Source organism: Rhodococcus baikonurensis, from assembly GCF_040489275.1.
In the GTDB taxonomy this organism is placed as follows: Bacteria; Actinomycetota; Actinomycetes; order Mycobacteriales; family Mycobacteriaceae; genus Rhodococcus_F; species Rhodococcus_F baikonurensis.
In genome coordinates this window covers 35,367-53,862 of record NZ_JBEUOQ010000012.1, presented here as the reverse complement: position 1 = coordinate 53,862, position 18,496 = coordinate 35,367, and the positions used below count along the sequence as shown (strand labels likewise).

Below are 18,496 nucleotides of genomic sequence, written 5' to 3'. Positions count from 1 at the left end.
TTTGTTCACGACCGCACTCGTCGTACGCTTCATCCGGCAAGTCGGGATCACAGATCATACGAAGGTGTTATGGAAAGCGTCGCCCCGCAGATAACCGTCGTTGTACCTACATACAACGAGCGTGAGAACCTGCCAAAGCTCGTCGATCGCCTCGCCGCGTTGAAGATCCCGAACCTGCACGTCCTCGTGGTGGATGACAACTCCCCCGACGGCACAGGCGAGGTTGCCGACAAGTTGGGTATCGATGGTCCCATCCCGGTCGGAGTGCTTCACCGCACGGTCAAGGACGGACTCGGCCGTGCGTACGTCGCGGGCATGAGCCGTGCTCTGGCGGAGAACGCCGACATCGTCATTCAGATGGACGCGGATCTCTCGCATCCGTCCGAAGCGATCCCCGCCATGATCGAGATCCTCACCACGACCGATGCCGCAGTCGTTCTCGGCTCCCGTTACGTCGAAGGTGGCGCAGTGGCCGGTGACTGGCCGTGGCATCGCAAGGCTTTGTCCGCCTGGGCGAACTTCTACGTCAACGCAATTCTGCGACTGCACGTCAAGGACGCAACTGCCGGCTTCAAGGCGTGGCATGCAAAGACCTTGCGCGACATCGACGTCGAATCGGTGCAGAGCAACGGCTACGCATTCCAGGTCGAGATGAACTACCGAGTTGTTCAGCGTGGCATGAAGATCGCCGAAACTCCCATCCGCTTCGAGGAGCGCACCGAAGGTGTCTCCAAGATGAGTCTCTCGGTTCAGTTGGAGTCGGCGCTGGTGCCGTGGAAGCTCAAGTTCGGCAAGAAGTCTCTGTGACCTGTGCGGCCGATCGGAAGTAGTCGGCCGTCTGCATGTCCGACGGGTAGAACGATTCGATCGCGATCTCTGCGAGCGTGACGTCGCGCGGCGTACCGAACACGGTGGTGGTGCTGAACATCGCCAGTTCGGTGTCGCCGGCGCGGACCCGCAACGGAACCAGCAGGGAATTCGCGCGGTCGTCGTGCCACTCCCCTCCACTCGGATACGTGCGCAACTCGTCGAGCAGCGACGACAATTGTTCGTCGGCACTGACTTCCACTTCCCGAGCCAGCCGTGCGAGCAGGTGGGCACGCCACTGCGCGAGGTTCACGATCCGCGGCGCCATGCCCTCGGGATGCAGGCTCAGTCGCAATACGTTGACCGGTGGTTCCAGGAGGAATGCAGCGACGCCCTCGGTCAGGATCCCCACGGCGCGGTTCCCGGCGACCATCTCCCACTGCTGATCGACCACCACGGCCGGATACGGATCATGAGCTTCGATGATGCGATCGATGGCCTCACTCACCGCTGACATCGGCGCTTCCGCCAACGACTTCTGCGAGTACTCCGGCGCATGACCACTTGCCAGCAGAAGCGTGTTCTGTTGTCGTAGAGGAACATCCAGACATTCGGACAGGTGAAGAATCATGTCCCGGCTGGGTTTGGAGCGGCCGGTTTCGATGAAGCTCAGATGCCTTGTCGACACTCCTGCCGCTGCCGAGAGACTTAGCTGAGTGAGCCTTCGCCGCTCCCGCCATCTTTTGAGTTCGGTGCCCACGTCCATCGTCTCGAAGGTCATTCTCTCGAGTTAGCGACCCGAGGTAGCCGAGGCCATGACCTCCGAGGCAATCGACCCGAAACAGTTTCGGAGGAACAGTGGTCTCAGCCGGCGCGACCGCCGGATCTTCACCACTGGACACTGATCAAGGGAGCGACCATGAGCGACTTCGACGCAATCGCCGACGCCTATATCGACATGTGGAACGAAACCGATACCACCGCCCGTAAAGCACGGATCGAGCAACTGTTCGCACCCGACGGTCGCTACACCGATCCGCTCGCGGACGTCACCGGACACGATCAGATCGACGCGATGATCAACGCTGTGCAGCAACAATTTCCGGGCATGCACTTCACCCTCGTCGGACCGGTGGACGCGCATCACCGACAGGCTCGATTCGGCTGGGCTCTCGGCCCGGCGGGGGCCGGGTCACTGATCGACGGGTTCGACGTACTCGAACGCGACGACGACGGCCGGGTGACGCTCGTCCTCGGGTTTCTCGACAAGGTGCCTACGGTCTGAAGCGGGACTACCACCGACAGCGATCGTCACGAAGGTTGTCGGTGGTCCGTGGCATCATCGGCCCCGATGAACGCCGACGGATTTACCTGGTCCACACCGATTCCCGAGCCCGAGGGTGCGGAATACAGCGCTCACACGCTGACCGTCAACGGCCTCCCCACCGTCTATCGAACCGCCAAGACGACGCCGACCAAGCTCGGTCAGTTCGTCACCCTGTGGCGCCGTTCCGAGGCCGGGCCCATCCGCCCCTTCGACACCAGCGACGGCGTCGCGCTGTTTGTGGTGAAGGTCTACGACGAAGAACATCTGGGTCACTTCGTCTTTCCCACCGAAACCCTCGTCGAACACGACATCGTGTCGACGAACTTCTCGGGCGGCAAGCGCGCTATCCGGATCTATCCGCCCTGGGTCACGCCGACCAGTGTGCAAGCCGTCAGAACCCAGCGCTGGCAGAAGCAGCATTTCGGCGAGTTTCCCGATGTGTTCAGCTCAGCTGCTGTTCAGCTCAACTGCTGTTCCAGCTCAACTGCTGTTCCAGCTCAACTGATACGTCGCGATGATGACGCCTGTTGTCGTAGGGGCACTTTCGGTGAGGGTGAACTGAGCGAGCGAAGCTCCGTCGGGGAACAATCTGCGCCCGGTTCCGAGAACCAGCGGATGAATCAGCAGAGTGTAGGTGTCGACGAGACGCCGTTCGGCCAAAGACGTGATCAAGTCGCCGCTGCCCAGAATCACCAGATCCGGGCCCTCGCTTTCCTTGAGCGTGGCGACCGCGTCGGCGGCATCACCTTTCAACAAGGTCGAGTTCTTCCACGGCAGCGGTTCACCCAAAGTTCTTGACGCTACGTACTTCTGCGTGTTGTCGAGCACCTCGGTGAACGGATTGTCGGTCTGAAACGGCCAGTAGGAGGCGAAGTTCTCGTAGGTTCGACGTCCGAAGAGCAACTCCGATTTCTTCGCCATCCCCTCCCCCATTTTCTGTGCCATGACGGAATCGTTGAAGGGCGCCGCCCATCCACCGTGCTCGAATCCGCCACGACGGTCTTCGTCCGGCCCACCAGGTGCCTGCATGACACCGTCGAGAGTCACGCTGTTGGTCACGCTGAGTTTTCTCATAGCTTCGATCCTGCGCCTGAAGATCCGTCAAGGATAGAGAAAACGGGCGGTCCTTCTCGATTGAGAAGGACCGCCCGTCAGCTTCGAACGAATCAGGAACCGATCAGCCGTGCAGCCAGGTAGCTTTCCACCTGATCGAGGGCGACGCGTTCCTGCGCCATCGAGTCACGCTCACGCACCGTCACAGCCTGATCTTCGAGAGTGTCGAAGTCGACCGTGATGCAGAACGGCGTACCGATCTCGTCCTGGCGACGGTAACGACGACCGATGGCGCCGGCGTCGTCGAACTCGACGTTCCAGTTCTGACGCAGCTGCGCTGCAAGATCTTTTGCCTTCGGCGTCAGGTCCGCGTTACGCGAGAGCGGCAGAACTGCGGCCTTGACGGGTGCGAGGCGACGATCCAGGCGCAGCACCGTGCGCTTGTCGACGCCGCCCTTGGAGTTGGGTGCCTCGTCCTCGGTGTACGCGTCGACCAGGAAGGCCATCAGCGAACGCGTGAGACCGGCCGCCGGTTCGATGACGTACGGCGTGTACCGCTCGCCCGTCGTCTGGTCGTAGTAGTTCAGCTCGGTGCCCGAGTGCTTGGAGTGCGTCGAGAGATCGAAGTCGGTACGGTTCGCGATGCCTTCGAGCTCGCCCCATTCGCTGCCCTGGAAGTGGAAGCGGTACTCGATGTCGGTCGTGCCCTTCGAGTAGTGCGAAAGCTTTTCCGGGGCATGCTCGTAGAGACGCAGGTTGTCCTTGTTGATGCCGAGGCCCGTGTACCAGTCGAGGCGGTAGTCGATCCAGTACTGATGCCACTGCTCGTCCTCACCCGGCTTGACGAAGAATTCCATCTCCATCTGCTCGAACTCGCGGGTGCGGAAGATGAAGTTGCCGGGGGTGATCTCGTTGCGGAAGCTCTTGCCGATCTGGCCGATGCCGAACGGCGGCTTCTTACGCGAGGTGGTCAGCACGTTGGCGAAGTTCACGAAGATGCCCTGGGCGGTCTCGGGGCGAAGGTAGTGCATACCCTCTTCGCTCTCGACGGGGCCGAGGTACGTCTTGAGCATCATGTTGAAGTCGCGCGGCTCGGTCCACTGGCCGATGGTGCCGCAATCGGGGCAACCGATGACATCCATCGAGACGTCGTCCGGGTTGTCGAGCTTCTTCTTCTCCGCGTACGCCTCCTGCAGGTGATCCTGACGGTGACGCTTGTGGCAGTTGAGGCACTCGACGAGCGGGTCGTTGAAGACACCGACGTGACCGGATGCGACCCACACCTCGCGGGGCAGGATCACCGAGGAGTCGAGGCCGACGACATCCTCGCGGCTGGTGACCATGTTGCGCCACCACTGACGCTTGATGTTCTCCTTGAGCTCGACACCCAATGGGCCGTAGTCCCATGCGGACTTGGTACCGCCGTAGATCTCACCGCAGGGGTAGACCAGGCCTCGCCGCTTGGCGAGATTGACAACGGCTTCGATCTTGGACTTGGGTGCCACTCGATTGCTCTCCATCTGGGTAATAGATGCATGATTTTCGTGCGCTTTTCGCACCATCAGCCTATCTGGCGGCTGCCACGCACTTCCGTCCAAGGTTGACATGCATACTTGTGCATATCAAAATGAAAGTGATTTGCAATAATGTGGTGAGATGGCTATGCCCGGACATCATGATCTACCCCTCGAAGGAGCCTCGCTGTGAGCATTGCGGATACCGGCGATCTCCACAAAAGCCATGATCATTCCGACCTCGGACACACGCACGATCCGTTCGAAGCCGCACCTCCCGCGCCCGTGCCGCCCAAGGAAACCCTGGCGGCAGCCGGCGAAATTCTGCGGGCACTGGCTGCACCCGTTCGCATCGCGATCGTGCTCCAGTTGCACGAGTCGGAGCGTTGCGTTCACGAACTCGTCGGCGCCCTCGGTGTCACTCAGCCACTCATCAGCCAGCATCTGCGCGTACTCAAAGCAGCGGGCGTCGTCCGCGGCGAGCGCAACGGACGAGAAGTTCTCTATCGACTCGTCGACGATCACCTCGCACACATCGTCGTCGACGCTGTCGCCCACGCCGAAGAAGGATGAGATTCCACCGCATGAACACTCCGGGCAGTACAACCTCGAAACGTGGACCGGCCACCGTCGGCGTTCGTTCCACGAAACAGCGCAGCGCCATTTCCGCCCTGCTCGACGACATCGACGAATTCAAATCGGCACAGGAACTGCACGACGAACTCCGCAAGCGCGGTGAAGGCATCGGCCTTACCACCGTCTACCGCACGCTGCAGGCACTCTCCGACGCCGGAACCATCGACGTCCTCCGCACCGACACGGGTGAGTCCGTCTACCGACGCTGCTCCTCCGGGCACCACCATCACCTGGTGTGCCGCAACTGCGGATTCACCGTCGAGGTGGAGGGTCCGACGGTCGAGCAGTGGTCACAGACGATCGCCGAGGACAACGGTTTCACCGAAGTGAGTCACACCGTCGAGATCTTCGGCACCTGCCGCGATTGCGCCGGCAACTGAGCGCGTCGAGGAATGGAACCCCACTCGAGCGCGTCAGGGAATCAAACCCTGACGCGCGGTATCGGCGCCGGTGAGCGCGAGTAGCAACATCGTGGTCAGTGCCTCGTCGTCCAGTCCGGCTGCCGGGAACGTGTACCGCAGAATGACGTCCGCCAGACTGCCGTGGCCGAATACCGCGATCGAACCGAATTGGATGGTCCGGTTCCGCTCGGCCACCTTGCGGTGCAATGCCGCGCTGACCGGTCGGTCCCACGCGAGAACACACGTCATGGACAGCACGTCCAGACCCTCGGACAGGTTCATCGCCTGGATCGAGCACAGCGCGCCGGAGTACTGGAAACCCAGCGAGCCGTCCGCAGCCACATCGACCGTCACGAAATGCGCCAGCGAGGCGGCCGCGCGTTCTTGAAGGCGGGCTGCTTCGTCGGTGGTGTCGGTCATGTTCTCCCCTGTCATTTGACGCCACCGAATCTACGGTCGCGTGAGGCGTATTCGACGCAGGCGGCCCACAGGTCGCGGCGGTCGAAATCGGGAAACAGCTTCTCCTGGTACACCATTTCGGCGTAAGCGGATTGCCAGATCAAGAAATTGGACGTTCGCTGCTCCCCCGACGGACGCAGAAAGAGATCGACGTCGGGCATGTCGGGCTCGTCGAGGTACTTCGCCACCGTCGCCTCGGTGATCTTGTCCGGGTTGATCTCACCGGCCGCGACACGCTTCGCGATTTCCTTTACCGCATCGGCAATTTCGGCCCGGCCACCGTAATTCACGCACATGGTCAAGTTCATGACTGTGTTGTTCTTGGTCAGTTCTTCGGCGATCTCGAGTTCCTTGATCACGCTGGCCCACAGGCGCGGCTTACGACCGGCCCAGCGAACCCGCACACCCATTTCGTTCATCTCGTCGCGTCGGCGGCGGATGACGTCACGGTTGAAGCCCATCAGGAATCGAACCTCGTCGGGACTGCGCTTCCAGTTCTCGGTGGAGAAGGCGTAGGCGGATAGCCACTCGACACCCATCTCGATGCACCCGCACACCGTGTCCATCAAGACCGCTTCACCGCGTTCGTGCCCGGCGGTTCGCGGCAGACCGCGCTCCTGCGCCCACCGTCCGTTGCCGTCCATCACCAGCGCGACGTGGCGCGGAATGAGTTCGGTTTGCAGGATCGGCGGGGTCGCTCCGGACGGATGTGGGTCCGGTGGCCGGATCACCCGATCAGCAGCAGAGTCAAGCGGAGTTCGCGGTTCGCGTCGTCGAATCACGTGTTCCATCCTGCCTCACGGGCAAGTCGACCTCGACGGCTGCATGCGGCCTCGAACGCTCGATCAGCGGCAACGTCCGCAATTGACGCTCGAGATGCCACTGCAGATGCGCCGCGACCAGTCCGCTGGCTTGCGTCCGCAGCGTCGCGGGCGCCGAATCGGTGCCCTCCCACTCCCCTCGGAGCAGCGCTTCCATCAAGTCGAGCACTCCGGGCGACGGCGTCGCAGCACCTGCCGGGCGACAGTAGGTACACACGGCTCCGCCGGCGGCGACATGAAATGCACGGTGCGGTCCCGGAGCGCTGCAGCGGGCGCACTCTTCGAGGGCCGGCGCCCAACCCGCATAGCCCATGGCTCGCAACAAGAACGCGTCGAGCACGAACTCGACCGGCCGCGCCTGCTCGGCGATCGCGCGCAGTGCTCCCACCGTCAATCGCTGAAGCTGCGAGGCCGGCGCGCGTTCCTCACCGGCCAACCGCTCGGCAGTTTCGAGTACGGCGCAGGCCGTGGTGTACCGGCTGTAGTCGTCGACTATGTCGGTGGCGAAAGCATCGACCGTCTGCACCTGGGTGATGATGTCGAGATTCTTGCCCGGAAGTAGTTGCACGTCGATGTGAGCAAACGGTTCGAGTCTGGCACCGAACTTGGAGGTGGTTCGGCGGACACCCTTGGCCACGGCACGGACCAACCCGAACTGGCGGGTGAGCAACGTGACGATGTGGTCGGCCTCGCCCAGTTTGTGCAGGCGCAGCACCACCGCCGTGTCTCGATACAACCTCACTGGTCCAGTGTCCCACGTTGTACCGACGTGAACGCTCGATGCCGCGCCCGATCCCGAGCTGGATGGTGTCCGGATAGACTGACCCGATGCCGAGCGACGCAATTGCGCAACCTGCCACTGCAGAGTTGACCGGTCGCGAAGCTCGGTGGGAGCGGCACAACTCCGAGCGCCAGAAACGGATACTCACCTCGGCAGTCGAACTGATCGAAGAGCGGGCGGCAGGCGCCGAAGTATCCGTTCAGCAGATCGCCGACCGTGCCGGCCTCGCCAAGTCGGTGGTGTACCGGCAATTCAGCGGACGAGACGACCTCGATCGACGAGTCCGCGCGTTTGTGCTCGGCCAATTCGCGGCTGCCCTGGATGCGTCGATGAGCATTTCGGTCGGCACTCTCGACGAGATCCTGACTCGCACCATCAGTGCCGTAGCGGAGTGGATCACCGAACATCCTCGGATTCACGAGTTCATGGGTACCGGCCCCACCGACTACGACGACGAGAGCATCGACGCGATCAGCAGCCTGAAGGCCACGATCGCCGACTCGGCCCGCGCCACCATCACCGAAGTCGGTCGATCCGTGGGGATCGATTCCTCGCCCTTCGATTCACTGCCCTTTGCCGTGGTGACGATGGTCGAGGGCACCCTCACCCACTGGGTCCGAAGCGCCGATCCGAAACCGAGCCGCGACGAGATCGTCGCCGATCTCGCGAAGTACACCTGGTACATGTTCGACGGCGTGGCCCGCTCGAGCGGACTCACGATAGATCCTCATGTCGAATTGTCCACGCTCATCGCTGAACTGGTGTCCTCCGACGCACAGTCGCGGCCCGACTAGTTCCGGGACTTGTCGGAGCGCTTGGGCTCGCCACGATAGCGTGCATAGTCGCCGTCGATGCGTAGCTTTCGCCACGCGCGCTTCGACACCGGGTTCATCAATCCGAGTTCGTCTGCCAGGGCTCGCATTTCACCGAAGTAGTTACCCAGGATGCGGCGTGAATGCGGGCTTCCCCAGAAGGCACTTTTCATCACCTCGTCCGGAATGCCGAACTCTTCGGCGAATTCCTTTGGCGGTGACATGATTTCGCCCGCGAGCCAACGCATCGTAGCGGGGAAGGCCACCGACGTAACCGCCCGACTCGTACGACTGAGCCTCGGGACGTGATTGCGCAAGAACTCGTGCGCAAACGAAATATGCCTCGCTTCTTCGGCGATGTGGATCTCCATCGTGCGGAGCATCGCCGGCGGAGTGTCCTTGCCTTCGCGGATCAAGTCCTTCTGGAAATGGTCGATCGGTTCTTCACCAGCCAGAATGCCGATGAAGAAGATGACCGGGAACTTGGCACCCAGCACTCCGATGACGGGCGAGAGTCGCCGGAACATCGGACGCATACCCGGCACGTCGATGTCCATGCGATTGACGAGTTCCTGGAACATCTGGATGTGATTGCACTCTTCGGTCATCTCGTGCAAGCAGTAGCGGAACTCCGGCGACTGGTTAGGCAGCGCCATGATGTACTGCAGCATTCCCCGGATCAAAATGCTCTCGAAGGCCGAACCCACCTTGGTCACGTTCGCCTGACGCCACATTCCCATGGCGATTCGACGCTCCAACGACTGATCCTGGTACCACTGCGTCGCTCCGAGTGGGTCCGAGACGGACGAGAGTACCCACCTCGGATCATGTGGATCGATCGCGAACTCTGCTGAATCCCAGTCGATGTCGAGATAGGGATCGAAACTGCGGGCAACTGAGCCCTCGGACAAAGTCTGCAGTACCTCGTGGTACGGCTTTTCCGCTTCGATCGACGCTGACCGAGCCATCGGTGTCTCCTCACGGCCAGTCCGTCGATTGCAGTCGACGGACTTGAATGAGGTCAAACATAATGGGACACCGCGTCCCACGCAACCCTTTCGGAGGTCTGATTTCAGGCCCGCCGCACCGGGATGATCTCGCGAACCTTCTCATCTCGGAGATACAGTCCCGCCCACATGACGATCCCGGTGTAGACGGCGAACAAGGTTGTGCTCAGCAGAGGCTGTTCAGCTCGAAGGTTGGTCAGCACAGCGCCACCCAGATAACCGGTGAGCAGAATCGCGCCGAGTATCGACGTTCGCGGAATCACGTACAGCGCAAGGCAGATCAGCTGCACAACTCCGGCCGTCAATGCCAGCGAGTTCGGCAGCCCCAATTCGGCCGAGGCGTCCTTGACGGTCTGAAGGTTGAGAATGTGGATGATGCCGTCGAAAAGCATGAAAAGGACGAACAGGCCACTGAGCACGTATCCGACCTTGCGAGCCGTGGCCGAAGGCGTCGTCGTGCCGTTACCGGAAAGGGTGTCGTGGTGGGCAGGCTGGGTGGTCATCGGAATCTCCCGGGGCGAAGGCGAGCGGCCGGTTGCCACTTCGCTTGCAATTACGACTCCCGAGCGATCGAAAACTCATCGCGCCGTCGTTACTACGCACCCGGCGTTCAGGACGATTCACCTCTCGTGGTCTGATGGACGGCGACACGGGGTGCCGAAAAAGTCGGCTGAGATCAGACCCGATGAACCTGACCAGTTAGCACTGGCGGAGGGATGTCGACATGACCGAACAGCAATTTCAGCGCGCATTGAACCTGGACGAGCAGATCGTTCTGATCACCGGTGGCGCCCGCGGGCTCGGCGCCGCACTGAGCCGAGCATTCTCCCGCTCGGGGGCCCGGGTGATCGTGAACTACAACAAGAGCCGTGATGCCGCCCAGGCCCTGGTCACCGAACTGGGCGAGGATCGCGCCTACGCAATCCAGGCGGACGTGACGGACCGCAGTTCCGTCGACCAGTTGTTCACCGCCGCGCGCGAGCGATTCGACGCACCGATCTCGACCGTGGTCGACAATGCACTCGTCGACTTCTCGTTCAACGGCGATGCCCGGCCGAACGCGGACACGATCACCTGGGCCGACTTCGACTCTCAACTACGCGGAGCCGTTGCCGGCGCACTCAACACCACTCAGGCGGCACTCTCCGGCATGCGCGAACTCGGCTTCGGCCGAATCATCACTGTCGGAACCAATCTGGTCCAGAATCCGGTAGTTCCGTACCACGACTACACCGCCGCCAAGGCTGCACTGTTGGCACTGACACGGACACTGTCCGCCGACCTCGGTCCGGACGGGATCACAGTCAACATGGTCTCCGGCGGCTTGCTCCGTACCACCGATGCGAGTGCCGCGACACCGGAAGCCGTCTTCGACATGATCGCGGCGAGCACTCCCCTGCGCCGAGTCACCACACCGGACGAATTTGCCGACGCCGCACTCTTTTTCGCCTCACCATGGTCGCGGGCCGTGACCGGCCAGAACCTGGTTGTCGACGGCGGACTCGTCAAGAACTGATGGGCGCACAACTACGGATAGGTGCGTTCCTGCTCGGTTGCGGACACCACAGTGCGGCGTGGCGACACCGCGACTCACCTGTCGAAAGTCTCGGCGACATCACGTATTACGAGTCGCTTGCCCAGATCGCCGAACGCGGGAAGCTGGACGCCGTTTTCTTCGCGGACGGTCACAGTGTTCGAGAACCCGAGTCTGGTGCGTCGTGGTTTCTCGAACCGATCACCGCATTGACTGCCATGGCACGAGCGACGGCGAACGTCGGCCTGGTCACCACCATCTCCACGACCTTTTACACGCCATTTCACGCAGCACGAATGCTGGCGTCGCTCGACCACATCAGCGGCGGACGGGCCGGTTGGAACGTCGTGACCTCGATGTTCGACCAGGAAGCGCGCAACCACGGCCTCGAGGCGATGCCCGATCATGCGTCCCGATACGAACGAGCCGACGAATTCGTCGACGTGGCCCTCGCATTGTGGGATTCATGGTCGGAAGACGCGCTGATTCTCGACCGGTCGGGGCGTTTTGCCGACGCAAGCAGGATTTCTCGAATCGATCACGACGGCAAACATTTTCGGGTGGACGGGCCGTTGACGGTTCCGCGCTCCCCACAAGGTAGGCCGGTGTTGTTCCAGGCAGGGGCGTCCGAGCAGGGTCGCGATCTGGCGGCGCGACGCGCCGAGGCAGTCTATTCGGTTGCCTACGACCTACCCAGCGCACAGAGCTACTACGCGGACGTGAAATCGAGAATCGAGCGCGCCGGCCGGGATTCGAACTCGGTCGCCGTCATGCCGGGATTGGTCACCTACGTCGGCAGCACCGTCGCCGAGGCACGGGCGAAGAAGGCCGAACTTGATCTCCTGCTGCCCACCGAACAATCGATACGCCAACTCTCGTTGTTCACCGGGCAGGATTGCGAGAACTGGGATCTCGACGGGCCCGTGCCTCCGTTGCCTCCACTCGAAGCATTCACCGGGCCGCAGGGACGCTACGCAACTATTCTGCGGATCGTCGAGAAGGACGCACCGACTGTGAGGGAACTCCTCGGAACGCTGGCTGCAGGTGGTGGTCACGCAACGATGATCGGCACACCGGAGTCGATTGCCGACGAGATGGAATCCTGGTTGCGCGGTCGCGGCGCCGACGGCTTCAACCTGATGCCACCGACCTATCCCCAGGGACTGGAAGATTTTGTCGACCACGTTATTCCGGTATTGCAGGCTCGTGGGTTGTTCCGACGCGAATACGAGGGAGCGACTCTGCGAGCAAACCTCACCTAGTCCGGAAGTAGCGGCACCGACAGATCCGGGTCACGCCCCAGAAGCACTCCCCTCGTGAGGGCCGCGGAGCCGAACTTCTTCCGGACACTGTCCATCGCCGAGTCGAGGGCCGCAGTGTCCGGGCTCGCGAATCCTGGACCGTCGAAGGGCAATTCGAGCTGCTGGGCACCGTCACGATCCAGGTTGGAGACTGCTACCCCGATCAACGTGATGCCTTTGTCCGAGATTGTCGGTATCGCTTCGTCCAGCAGCACCATCGAGGCGTTCAGCAGCTCCGCTGTGTCATCCGTGGATCGGCGCAGCGTGTGCGAACGAGTGGCCCGCGTGAAATCGGCGAAGCGGAGCCGGAGCGTGATCGTGCGCCCCGTCCGCTGCGCCGAACGCATCCGCCGACTGACACGGTCGACAAGGGACATCAACGACGCATCGAGTTCTGCGCGGGGATGGGATCCACGACCCAGCGCATGCTGAGCACCCATCGAACTGCGGCCACGATAGGCGCGGACGGGGCGTGGATCTCGGTTGTGCGAGAGCGCGTAGAGATGGCGACCGGCGCCACCCCCGAGAATCGAGACGATCGAGGATTCGTCGTGACGAGCGATGTCACCTACCGTCACGATGTCGAAGTTTCGCAACTTCTGGGCCGTGATCTTGCCGACACCCCACAGTTTCTCGACAGGTAACGGATGCAGGAATTCGGTCTCACCCTCCGGCGGCACTCGCAGCAATCCGTCGGGTTTCGCGAATGCACTCGCTACCTTGGCCAGGAACTTGGTGCGAGCGATGCCGACCGTGATCGGAAGTCCCACCTGCTCGGCCACGTCGCGTCTGAGGTTGGCTCCGATCTGCAGCGGGTTTCCCACGATCTTGGCGAGGCCACCGACCTCGAGAAAGGCCTCGTCTATGGAGATTCCTTCGACCAGCGGCGACGTGTCGTGAAAGACGTCGAACACGTCTTTGCTCGCCTGCGAGTACGCCGACATTCGCGGAGGAACGACGATCGCCTGGGGACACAGTGATCGAGCCTGACCACCACTCATGGCGGTGCGAACCCCGAATGCCTTGGCCTCGTAGCTTGCCGCCAAGACCACTCCACCACCGACGATGACCGGCCTGCCCGCCAGAGTCGGGTCGTCGCGTTGCTCGACCGATGCGTAAAACGAATCAAGGTCCGCGTGCAGGATCGTTGCGTCACCCGTAGGTCGGAGACCCCCAGAATGCGCACCACCAGGGTGATTACCTGGCGTTTCTCGATCCAGCGATTCATTCGGCACGAACATATGTTCCCATGCGCCACCGACACCGCGGAAGGCCTGCGAATAGATTCCGTGGAATTGATCACGGATCGTGCGTACGCTGAAAGAATGATTCCACGGAATGCATATCAGCTCGGTGTCTGCTCGTGACCAGATCAGCCCTGAGCCGTCACTTCGACAACCTTGTCCGCTTCGAAACCGAATTGTGGACGGCCGTCGACCAGAGACTCCGAATCGAGCACGACCTGCCGCTGAGTCGATTCGAGCCGATGCAGATCATCGACAGACTCGGATCTTGTCGGGTCTTCGACATTGCCGAGGCTCTCGCGATCACCGTCGGCGGCACGAGCAAATTGGTGGATCGGATCGAGTCCTCGGGGCACTGCCGTCGACAATCCAATCCGGCAGACAAACGATCCTCACTCATCGAGTTGACCCCCCAGGGCAATGAGCTGTTGCGGCGGGCGAAGGCCACGTTCGACGACGAACTGGAACGCCGTCTCGGTTCCGTGCTGACGCCCGACGCTCTCGATCGGTTCGGCGCCACACTGGCCACTCTGCGTGAAGCCAACCGAAGCCTGACACCGACTACGAAGGAAAAAGCATGACCGACACAATGCGCGCAATCGTGCTCGACGCCCCCGGCCCGCCAGAAGCATTGACCATCAGGGAGATTCCGATACCTGTGCCGATTGCGAGCTGGGTACTGGTCCGGGTGAAGGCCTTCGGTCTCAATCGATCCGAACTTCACACCCGCCTCGGCCTCGCCGAAGGCGTCACTTTTCCGCGGGTGCTGGGCATCGAAGCCATCGGCGAAGTGGTGAACTGCCCCGGTGGGGAGCTGACCGAAGGCCAGCAGGTCGCTGCCATGATGGGCGGGATGGGTCGAGTCTTCGACGGCGGATATGCCGAGTACACGTGCGTTCCCGTCAGCCAGGTCGTTCCCTTCACCAGCGACCTGGACTGGTCGACATTGGGAGCTGTTCCCGAGATGCTGCAGACGTCGTACGGCTCGCTGACGGTGGGACTGGATGCGAAATCCGGTCAATCCCTACTGATTCGAGGCGGAACCTCCTCGGTCGGCATGGCAACGGCAGTCCTGGCGAAGCGGTGGGGACTCACAGTTCTCGCAACCACCCGAGACGAGCGCAAGGCGGCGTCACTGACCGCGATCGGAGTTGACCACGTTGTTGTCGACGACGGTGCTGTGGCCGGACAGGTTCGAGACATTCTCCCGGGCGGTGTTGATCTGGCCCTCGAATTGGTCGGAACACCAACACTTCCCGACACGTTGCGCGCCACTCGCGTTCACGGCACCGTGTGTTTCACGGGCATGCTGTCCAACGAGTGGACAGTCAAGGACTTCTATCCGATCGACTACATTCCACGCGGAGTGCGATTGACCTCGTACGGCGGGGATGCGTCCGACCTGCCTGCCGACGTCCTGCAAGATTTCCTCTCCGCTGTGGCGTCCGGCGAGGCGGTGGTACCGATCGACGAGGTGTTCGCGTTCGAGGACATCGCGCGAGCACATGCCAAGATGGAAGCCGGTACGGCTCGTGGCAAATTGGTAGTGATGCTCTGACCTGGCTTCTCACACCTGGTTTCTCACACCACGAATCGATAGCCCATTCCCGCCTCGGTGATCAGATGCTTGGGGTTGGCCGGGTCGTCCTCGAGTTTGCGACGAAGCTGAGCAAGGTAGACACGCAGATAGTGGGTCTCGGTGTCATACGCCGGCCCCCACACCTCCCGAAGCAATTCCTTCTGCCCGACCAGCTTTCCGCGGTTGCGCACAAGCATTTCGAGCATGCCCCACTCGGTCGGCGTCAAGTGCACCTGTTCACCGCGCCGACTCACCGTTTTGGCAGCCAAGTCGACCGTGAACGACGCGGTCTCGACCGACGGTTCCGAGGTATCGGCCGCGGAGGTTCCCCGCCTCGCCGCAGCTCGCACGCGGGCCAGAAACTCGTCCATCCCGAAAGGTTTGGTGACGTAATCGTCGGCGCCCGCATCGAGCGCCTCGACCTTGTCCGCGGAGTCCGTGCGCGCCGACAGAACGATGACCGGCGCCGTGCACCAGCCACGCAGGCCCGCAAGTACTTCGGTGCCATCCATGTCCGGCAGTCCGAGATCGAGCACCACGACGTCCGGTGGACGCTCGGCAGCAGCCCGCAACGCGCCGGCGCCCGTCGACGCCGTCACCACCTCGTACCCGCGCACCGAAAGATTGATACGCAGAGCCCGCAGAATCTGCGGTTCGTCGTCCACTACCAGGATTCGACTCATGATCCATTCCCATTCGTACCGGCCGCAGCCAATTCCACGATCATCGTCAATCCCCCACCGGGTGTGTCTGTGGCGCTGACCGTTCCGCCCATGGCATCGACAAATCCGCGCACCACGGAAAGCCCGAGGCCCACTCCACCGGTGTTGTCACGATCGCCCATCCGTTGGAACGGTTGGAACATCGTTTCGGCCTCACCTCGCGGAACACCCGGGCCGGTGTCGGCGACACTGATCACCACACGATCACCGAGTTGCGCCGCCCCGACTCGCACCGGGGTTTCTCCCCCGTAGCGCAGAGCGTTGTCGACGATGTTCGCGATCACCCGCTCGAGCAGTCCTTGATCTGCTTGCACTGCAACGGTACCCACGTCGACGACTACGCTGCGAGCCCGCGAATCCGAGCGTCCACCGATGCCGAGGCCCAGCAATGCACGGTGAACCACCTCGTCCAGATACACCGGCCGCAGCGTGGGTTTCACCACGCCGGCGGCAAGGCGGGACGAGTCGAGCAAGTTCCCCACCAGTGCCGTCAACTGATCCGCCGACTCCTCGATGGTTGCCAACAATTCAGCGGTGTCTTCGGGCGAGAACTCGATGTCGTCGCTGCGCAGACTCGACACCGCAGCCTTCACTCCGGCGAGAGGAGTTCGCAGGTCATGGCTTACCGCTGACAGCAGGGCTCGACGCAGTTGATCTGCCTCGGTGAGCGCGGCAGCCTTGCTCGCCTCGACGGTCAGTTTCTCCTGGCGGATCATTCCGACGGCTTGGTGAGCCACCACCGTCAGCACTCGTCGATCCCGCGCACTCAGGTCGGGTCCAGCCAACAACAGCGCGTATTCCCCGTCGTTGACCTCACAGACCGTATCCGCTTCGTCGTCCGTGGTCGGCGGCTGCGTTCCCACGGCGGCAATGACGCCGTCGTCGTGATGGATGACGGAAACCCCTCGCTGGCGATAGATTTCGAGTGCCTTCGCCAAAAGTGTCGACAGGTCTGCTCCGCGGAGAACTGATCCGGCGAACAAGGTGAGCAGTTCGGCTTCCTCGGAGGCGCGCTTCGCCTCTCGGGCGCGCTTTGCTGCGGCGTCGACCAGAACGGCAACTGCCACAGCCACGATCAACAGCACGACAGTGGTGATGAAGTTGTCAGGTTCGGCGATGGTGAAGCTGTACCGCGGATCGGTGAAGAAGTAGTTGAGCAGCAGTCCCGAAATCAGTGCTGACAGTATCGCCGGGCCGACGCCGCCGAGGAGGGCAACCAGAACGACCACGACGAAGAACAATGCGTTCTCCCCGTTGACCCCGGAAATTCGGTCGACCAGACCCATGATCGCCGCCGCGAGCGAAGGTACGACGATCGCCGCAATCCACGACAGGACTCGGCGCTCCGAGCGCCCCAGCACCGAAATGCGTCGTCGCGTCGTTGCTTCCTCATGCGTGACCATGTGAACGTCGATACCACCGGACTGCTGAACCACCGCGGCGCCGATCCCCTCGTCGAGGATTCGGGCCAGGCGAGAACGCCGCGACGTTCCCAACACCAACTGTGTGGCGTTCTCCTCCCGGGCGAACTCGAGAAGCGTCGACGGTACGTCGTCGCCGACAACGGTGTGCAGCGTCGCGCCGACCCCGACGGCCAACGCACGCACCTTGCCCATCTCGGGGGCCGAGACCCCGGTGAGTCCGTCACCGCGCACGACGTGGACCACCATCAGCTCGGCGCTCGACTTCGACGCGATTCGAGATGCGCGTCGTACCAGGGTTTCCGACTCCGGTCCCCCGGTCACGGCAACGACGACGCGCTCGCGCGCCTCCCAGGTGTCGGTGATCTTGTTCTCGGCGCGGTATTTCGCCAGTGCGGCGTCCACCTGATCGGCCACCCACAGCAGAGCCAGTTCGCGTAGCGCCGTGAGGTTTCCGCGCCTGAAGTAGTTACCCAATGCCGCATCGACGCGTTCCGGTGAATACACGTTGCCGTGAGAAAGTCTGCGGCGCAGCGCTTCCGGGGTGATGTCGACCAGCTCGACCTGCGCCGCACTACGCACTATCGCGTCCGGAACGGTCTCCTGCTGAACCACGCCGGTGATGTGCGCGACAACGTCGTTGAGGCTTTCGAGGTGTTGCACGTTGACCGTGGACAGGACGTCGATTCCGGCGTCGAGCAGTTCCTGTACGTCCTGCCAGCGCTTGTGATTCTTGCTCCCCGGAGTGTTGGTGTGTGCCAACTCGTCCACCAGGACAAGGGCCGGCCGCCGAGCCAACACGGCCTCGACGTCCAGTTCCGGCATCCGCGTTCCGCGATAGTCCACCAGCTTCGGCGCAATGATCTCGAGGTCGCCGATCTGCGCCGCCGTGCGGGCGCGGCCGTGTGTCTCCACGACGGCCGCGACCACGTCACAGCCACGATCTCGACGCCGATGAGCCTCACCGAGCATCGCGAAGGTCTTTCCGACGCCGGGGGCAGCGCCGAGGTAGATACGCAATTCACCGCGTTTGCGTGCCCTACCGAAAGATTGACCGACCTTCTCCGAAGAACTCAC

Annotated in this window: 20 protein-coding genes, 1 pseudogene and 1 riboswitch; of the genes and pseudogenes, 10 read left to right on the top strand and 11 right to left on the bottom strand. The window is 62.3% G+C overall.

From position 1 onward, the window contains the following. Positions 1-69 precede the first annotated feature (69 nt). On the top strand, positions 70-807 hold the full coding sequence (locus tag ABWI03_RS24310; RefSeq protein WP_003944487.1) for a polyprenol monophosphomannose synthase: 738 nt from the start codon (positions 70-72) through the stop codon (positions 805-807). Here ABWI03_RS24310 and ABWI03_RS24305 read toward each other — a convergent pair. After that, complete coding sequence (locus ABWI03_RS24305) at positions 782-1,588, bottom strand: helix-turn-helix domain-containing protein (protein ID WP_298781067.1); 807 nt, start codon at positions 1,586-1,588, stop codon at positions 782-784. The two genes, ABWI03_RS24310 and ABWI03_RS24305, sit on opposite strands and share 26 nt — an antisense overlap. Positions 1,589-1,726: 138 nt before the next feature. Here ABWI03_RS24305 and ABWI03_RS24300 point away from each other — a divergent pair, with 138 nt between their 5' ends. Both ABWI03_RS24300 and ABWI03_RS24295 read left to right on the top strand, forming a co-directional pair. Beyond that, a complete protein-coding gene (locus ABWI03_RS24300) occupies positions 1,727-2,092 on the top strand; it encodes a nuclear transport factor 2 family protein (protein ID WP_095969781.1) in 366 nt (121 codons plus the stop codon). Between the two features lie 66 nt (positions 2,093-2,158). After that, a pseudogene (locus ABWI03_RS24295) lies at positions 2,159-2,500 on the top strand (MepB family protein); the annotation flags it as partial. 114 nt (positions 2,501-2,614) lie between these two features. Here the strand turns inward: ABWI03_RS24295 and ABWI03_RS24290 are convergent. Both ABWI03_RS24290 and ABWI03_RS24285 read right to left on the bottom strand, forming a co-directional pair. Further along, positions 2,615-3,208 (bottom strand): dihydrofolate reductase family protein, encoded by a 594-nt coding sequence (locus ABWI03_RS24290; RefSeq protein WP_298781071.1) that lies wholly within the window; start codon positions 3,206-3,208, stop codon positions 2,615-2,617. Between the two features lie 92 nt (positions 3,209-3,300). Next, positions 3,301-4,692 carry a glycine--tRNA ligase gene (locus ABWI03_RS24285; RefSeq protein ID WP_095969985.1) on the bottom strand — a complete coding sequence of 464 codons (1,392 nt, stop codon included), beginning with the start codon at positions 4,690-4,692 and terminating at the stop codon, positions 3,301-3,303. 198 nt (positions 4,693-4,890) lie between these two features. Here ABWI03_RS24285 and ABWI03_RS24280 point away from each other — a divergent pair, with 198 nt between their 5' ends. Continuing rightward, a complete protein-coding gene (locus ABWI03_RS24280; RefSeq protein WP_003944457.1) occupies positions 4,891-5,274 on the top strand; it encodes an ArsR/SmtB family transcription factor in 384 nt (127 codons plus the stop codon). An 11-nt stretch (positions 5,275-5,285) separates the two neighbouring features. Next, positions 5,286-5,717 carry a Fur family transcriptional regulator gene (locus ABWI03_RS24275; RefSeq protein WP_095969984.1) on the top strand — a complete coding sequence of 144 codons (432 nt, stop codon included), beginning with the start codon at positions 5,286-5,288 and terminating at the stop codon, positions 5,715-5,717. Between the two features lie 33 nt (positions 5,718-5,750). Here ABWI03_RS24275 and ABWI03_RS24270 read toward each other — a convergent pair whose 3' ends face one another. The 3 genes from ABWI03_RS24270 to recO are packed head-to-tail and all read right to left on the bottom strand — an operon-like array spanning position 5,751 to position 7,760. After that, positions 5,751-6,173, bottom strand: a complete 423-nt coding sequence (locus ABWI03_RS24270; RefSeq protein ID WP_019749000.1) for a YbjN domain-containing protein — start codon at positions 6,171-6,173, stop codon at positions 5,751-5,753. Beyond that, positions 6,170-6,988 carry an isoprenyl transferase gene (locus ABWI03_RS24265; RefSeq protein ID WP_003944543.1) on the bottom strand — a complete coding sequence of 273 codons (819 nt, stop codon included), beginning with the start codon at positions 6,986-6,988 and terminating at the stop codon, positions 6,170-6,172. The genes ABWI03_RS24270 and ABWI03_RS24265 overlap by 4 nt, the downstream gene beginning before the upstream one ends. Then, positions 6,945-7,760 (bottom strand): DNA repair protein RecO, encoded by an 816-nt coding sequence (gene recO, locus ABWI03_RS24260; RefSeq protein WP_298781080.1) that lies wholly within the window; start codon positions 7,758-7,760, stop codon positions 6,945-6,947. The genes ABWI03_RS24265 and recO overlap by 44 nt, the downstream gene beginning before the upstream one ends. Before the next feature lie 86 nt (positions 7,761-7,846). Here recO and ABWI03_RS24255 point away from each other — a divergent pair, with 86 nt between their 5' ends. Further along, positions 7,847-8,593 carry a TetR/AcrR family transcriptional regulator gene (locus ABWI03_RS24255; RefSeq protein WP_095969778.1) on the top strand — a complete coding sequence of 249 codons (747 nt, stop codon included), beginning with the start codon at positions 7,847-7,849 and terminating at the stop codon, positions 8,591-8,593. Here ABWI03_RS24255 and ABWI03_RS24250 read toward each other — a convergent pair. Beyond that, a complete protein-coding gene (locus ABWI03_RS24250) occupies positions 8,590-9,579 on the bottom strand; it encodes an AurF N-oxygenase family protein (RefSeq protein ID WP_298781084.1) in 990 nt (329 codons plus the stop codon). The two genes, ABWI03_RS24255 and ABWI03_RS24250, sit on opposite strands and share 4 nt — an antisense overlap. 104 nt (positions 9,580-9,683) lie before the next feature. Further along, complete coding sequence (locus tag ABWI03_RS24245) at positions 9,684-10,121, bottom strand: DoxX family protein (RefSeq protein WP_298781087.1); 438 nt, start codon at positions 10,119-10,121, stop codon at positions 9,684-9,686. Positions 10,122-10,258: 137 nt separating this feature from the next. Beyond that, positions 10,259-10,352: riboswitch (TPP riboswitch) on the top strand. A gap of 17 nt (positions 10,353-10,369) precedes the next feature. Between ABWI03_RS24245 and ABWI03_RS24240 the strand changes: the two genes are divergently transcribed. Next, complete coding sequence (locus tag ABWI03_RS24240) at positions 10,370-11,134, top strand: 3-oxoacyl-ACP reductase (protein WP_435054150.1); 765 nt, start codon at positions 10,370-10,372, stop codon at positions 11,132-11,134. Beyond that, positions 11,134-12,414: an LLM class flavin-dependent oxidoreductase gene (locus tag ABWI03_RS24235; RefSeq protein ID WP_298781093.1), complete on the top strand. Its 1,281-nt coding sequence runs from the start codon at positions 11,134-11,136 to the stop codon at positions 12,412-12,414. The genes ABWI03_RS24240 and ABWI03_RS24235 overlap by 1 nt, the downstream gene beginning before the upstream one ends. Here ABWI03_RS24235 and dinB read toward each other — a convergent pair. Then, on the bottom strand, positions 12,411-13,694 hold the full coding sequence (gene dinB / locus ABWI03_RS24230) for a DNA polymerase IV (RefSeq protein ID WP_298781096.1): 1,284 nt from the start codon (positions 13,692-13,694) through the stop codon (positions 12,411-12,413). The genes ABWI03_RS24235 and dinB overlap by 4 nt on opposite strands. A gap of 122 nt (positions 13,695-13,816) precedes the next feature. Between dinB and ABWI03_RS24225 the strand changes: the two genes are divergently transcribed. Both ABWI03_RS24225 and ABWI03_RS24220 read left to right on the top strand, forming a co-directional pair. Beyond that, positions 13,817-14,278 (top strand): MarR family winged helix-turn-helix transcriptional regulator, encoded by a 462-nt coding sequence (locus tag ABWI03_RS24225; RefSeq protein ID WP_095969774.1) that lies wholly within the window; start codon positions 13,817-13,819, stop codon positions 14,276-14,278. Beyond that, the gene (locus ABWI03_RS24220) at positions 14,275-15,255 is read left to right on the top strand and encodes a zinc-binding alcohol dehydrogenase family protein (protein WP_298781101.1); all 981 of its coding nucleotides are present in this window, start codon (positions 14,275-14,277) and stop codon (positions 15,253-15,255) included. The genes ABWI03_RS24225 and ABWI03_RS24220 overlap by 4 nt, the downstream gene beginning before the upstream one ends. Positions 15,256-15,278: 23 nt before the next feature. Here the strand turns inward: ABWI03_RS24220 and ABWI03_RS24215 are convergent, their stop codons facing one another. Further along, positions 15,279-15,959 (bottom strand): response regulator, encoded by a 681-nt coding sequence (locus ABWI03_RS24215; protein ID WP_003944545.1) that lies wholly within the window; start codon positions 15,957-15,959, stop codon positions 15,279-15,281. Then, a complete protein-coding gene (locus ABWI03_RS24210; protein ID WP_095969772.1) occupies positions 15,956-18,496 on the bottom strand; it encodes a sensor histidine kinase in 2,541 nt (846 codons plus the stop codon). The genes ABWI03_RS24215 and ABWI03_RS24210 overlap by 4 nt, the downstream gene beginning before the upstream one ends.

Excerpts from the sequence above, each read along its gene's own strand:
- ABWI03_RS24310 (WP_003944487.1), top strand. The coding sequence starts at position 70 with ATGGAAAGCGTCGCCCCGCAGATAACCGTCGTTGTACCTACATACAAC.
- ABWI03_RS24305 (WP_298781067.1), bottom strand. The coding sequence starts at position 1,588 with ATGACCTTCGAGACGATGGACGTGGGCACCGAACTCAAAAGATGGCGG.
- ABWI03_RS24300 (WP_095969781.1), top strand. The coding sequence starts at position 1,727 with ATGAGCGACTTCGACGCAATCGCCGACGCCTATATCGACATGTGGAAC.
- ABWI03_RS24290 (WP_298781071.1), bottom strand. The coding sequence starts at position 3,208 with ATGAGAAAACTCAGCGTGACCAACAGCGTGACTCTCGACGGTGTCATG.
- ABWI03_RS24275 (WP_095969984.1), top strand. The coding sequence starts at position 5,286 with ATGAACACTCCGGGCAGTACAACCTCGAAACGTGGACCGGCCACCGTC.
- ABWI03_RS24270 (WP_019749000.1), bottom strand. The coding sequence starts at position 6,173 with ATGACAGGGGAGAACATGACCGACACCACCGACGAAGCAGCCCGCCTT.
- ABWI03_RS24265 (WP_003944543.1), bottom strand. The coding sequence starts at position 6,988 with ATGGAACACGTGATTCGACGACGCGAACCGCGAACTCCGCTTGACTCT.
- ABWI03_RS24255 (WP_095969778.1), top strand. The coding sequence starts at position 7,847 with ATGCCGAGCGACGCAATTGCGCAACCTGCCACTGCAGAGTTGACCGGT.
- ABWI03_RS24250 (WP_298781084.1), bottom strand. The coding sequence starts at position 9,579 with ATGGCTCGGTCAGCGTCGATCGAAGCGGAAAAGCCGTACCACGAGGTA.
- ABWI03_RS24245 (WP_298781087.1), bottom strand. The coding sequence starts at position 10,121 with ATGACCACCCAGCCTGCCCACCACGACACCCTTTCCGGTAACGGCACG.
- ABWI03_RS24235 (WP_298781093.1), top strand. The coding sequence starts at position 11,134 with ATGGGCGCACAACTACGGATAGGTGCGTTCCTGCTCGGTTGCGGACAC.
- dinB (WP_298781096.1), bottom strand. The coding sequence starts at position 13,694 with ATGTTCGTGCCGAATGAATCGCTGGATCGAGAAACGCCAGGTAATCAC.
- ABWI03_RS24220 (WP_298781101.1), top strand. The coding sequence starts at position 14,275 with ATGACCGACACAATGCGCGCAATCGTGCTCGACGCCCCCGGCCCGCCA.
- ABWI03_RS24215 (WP_003944545.1), bottom strand. The coding sequence starts at position 15,959 with ATGAGTCGAATCCTGGTAGTGGACGACGAACCGCAGATTCTGCGGGCT.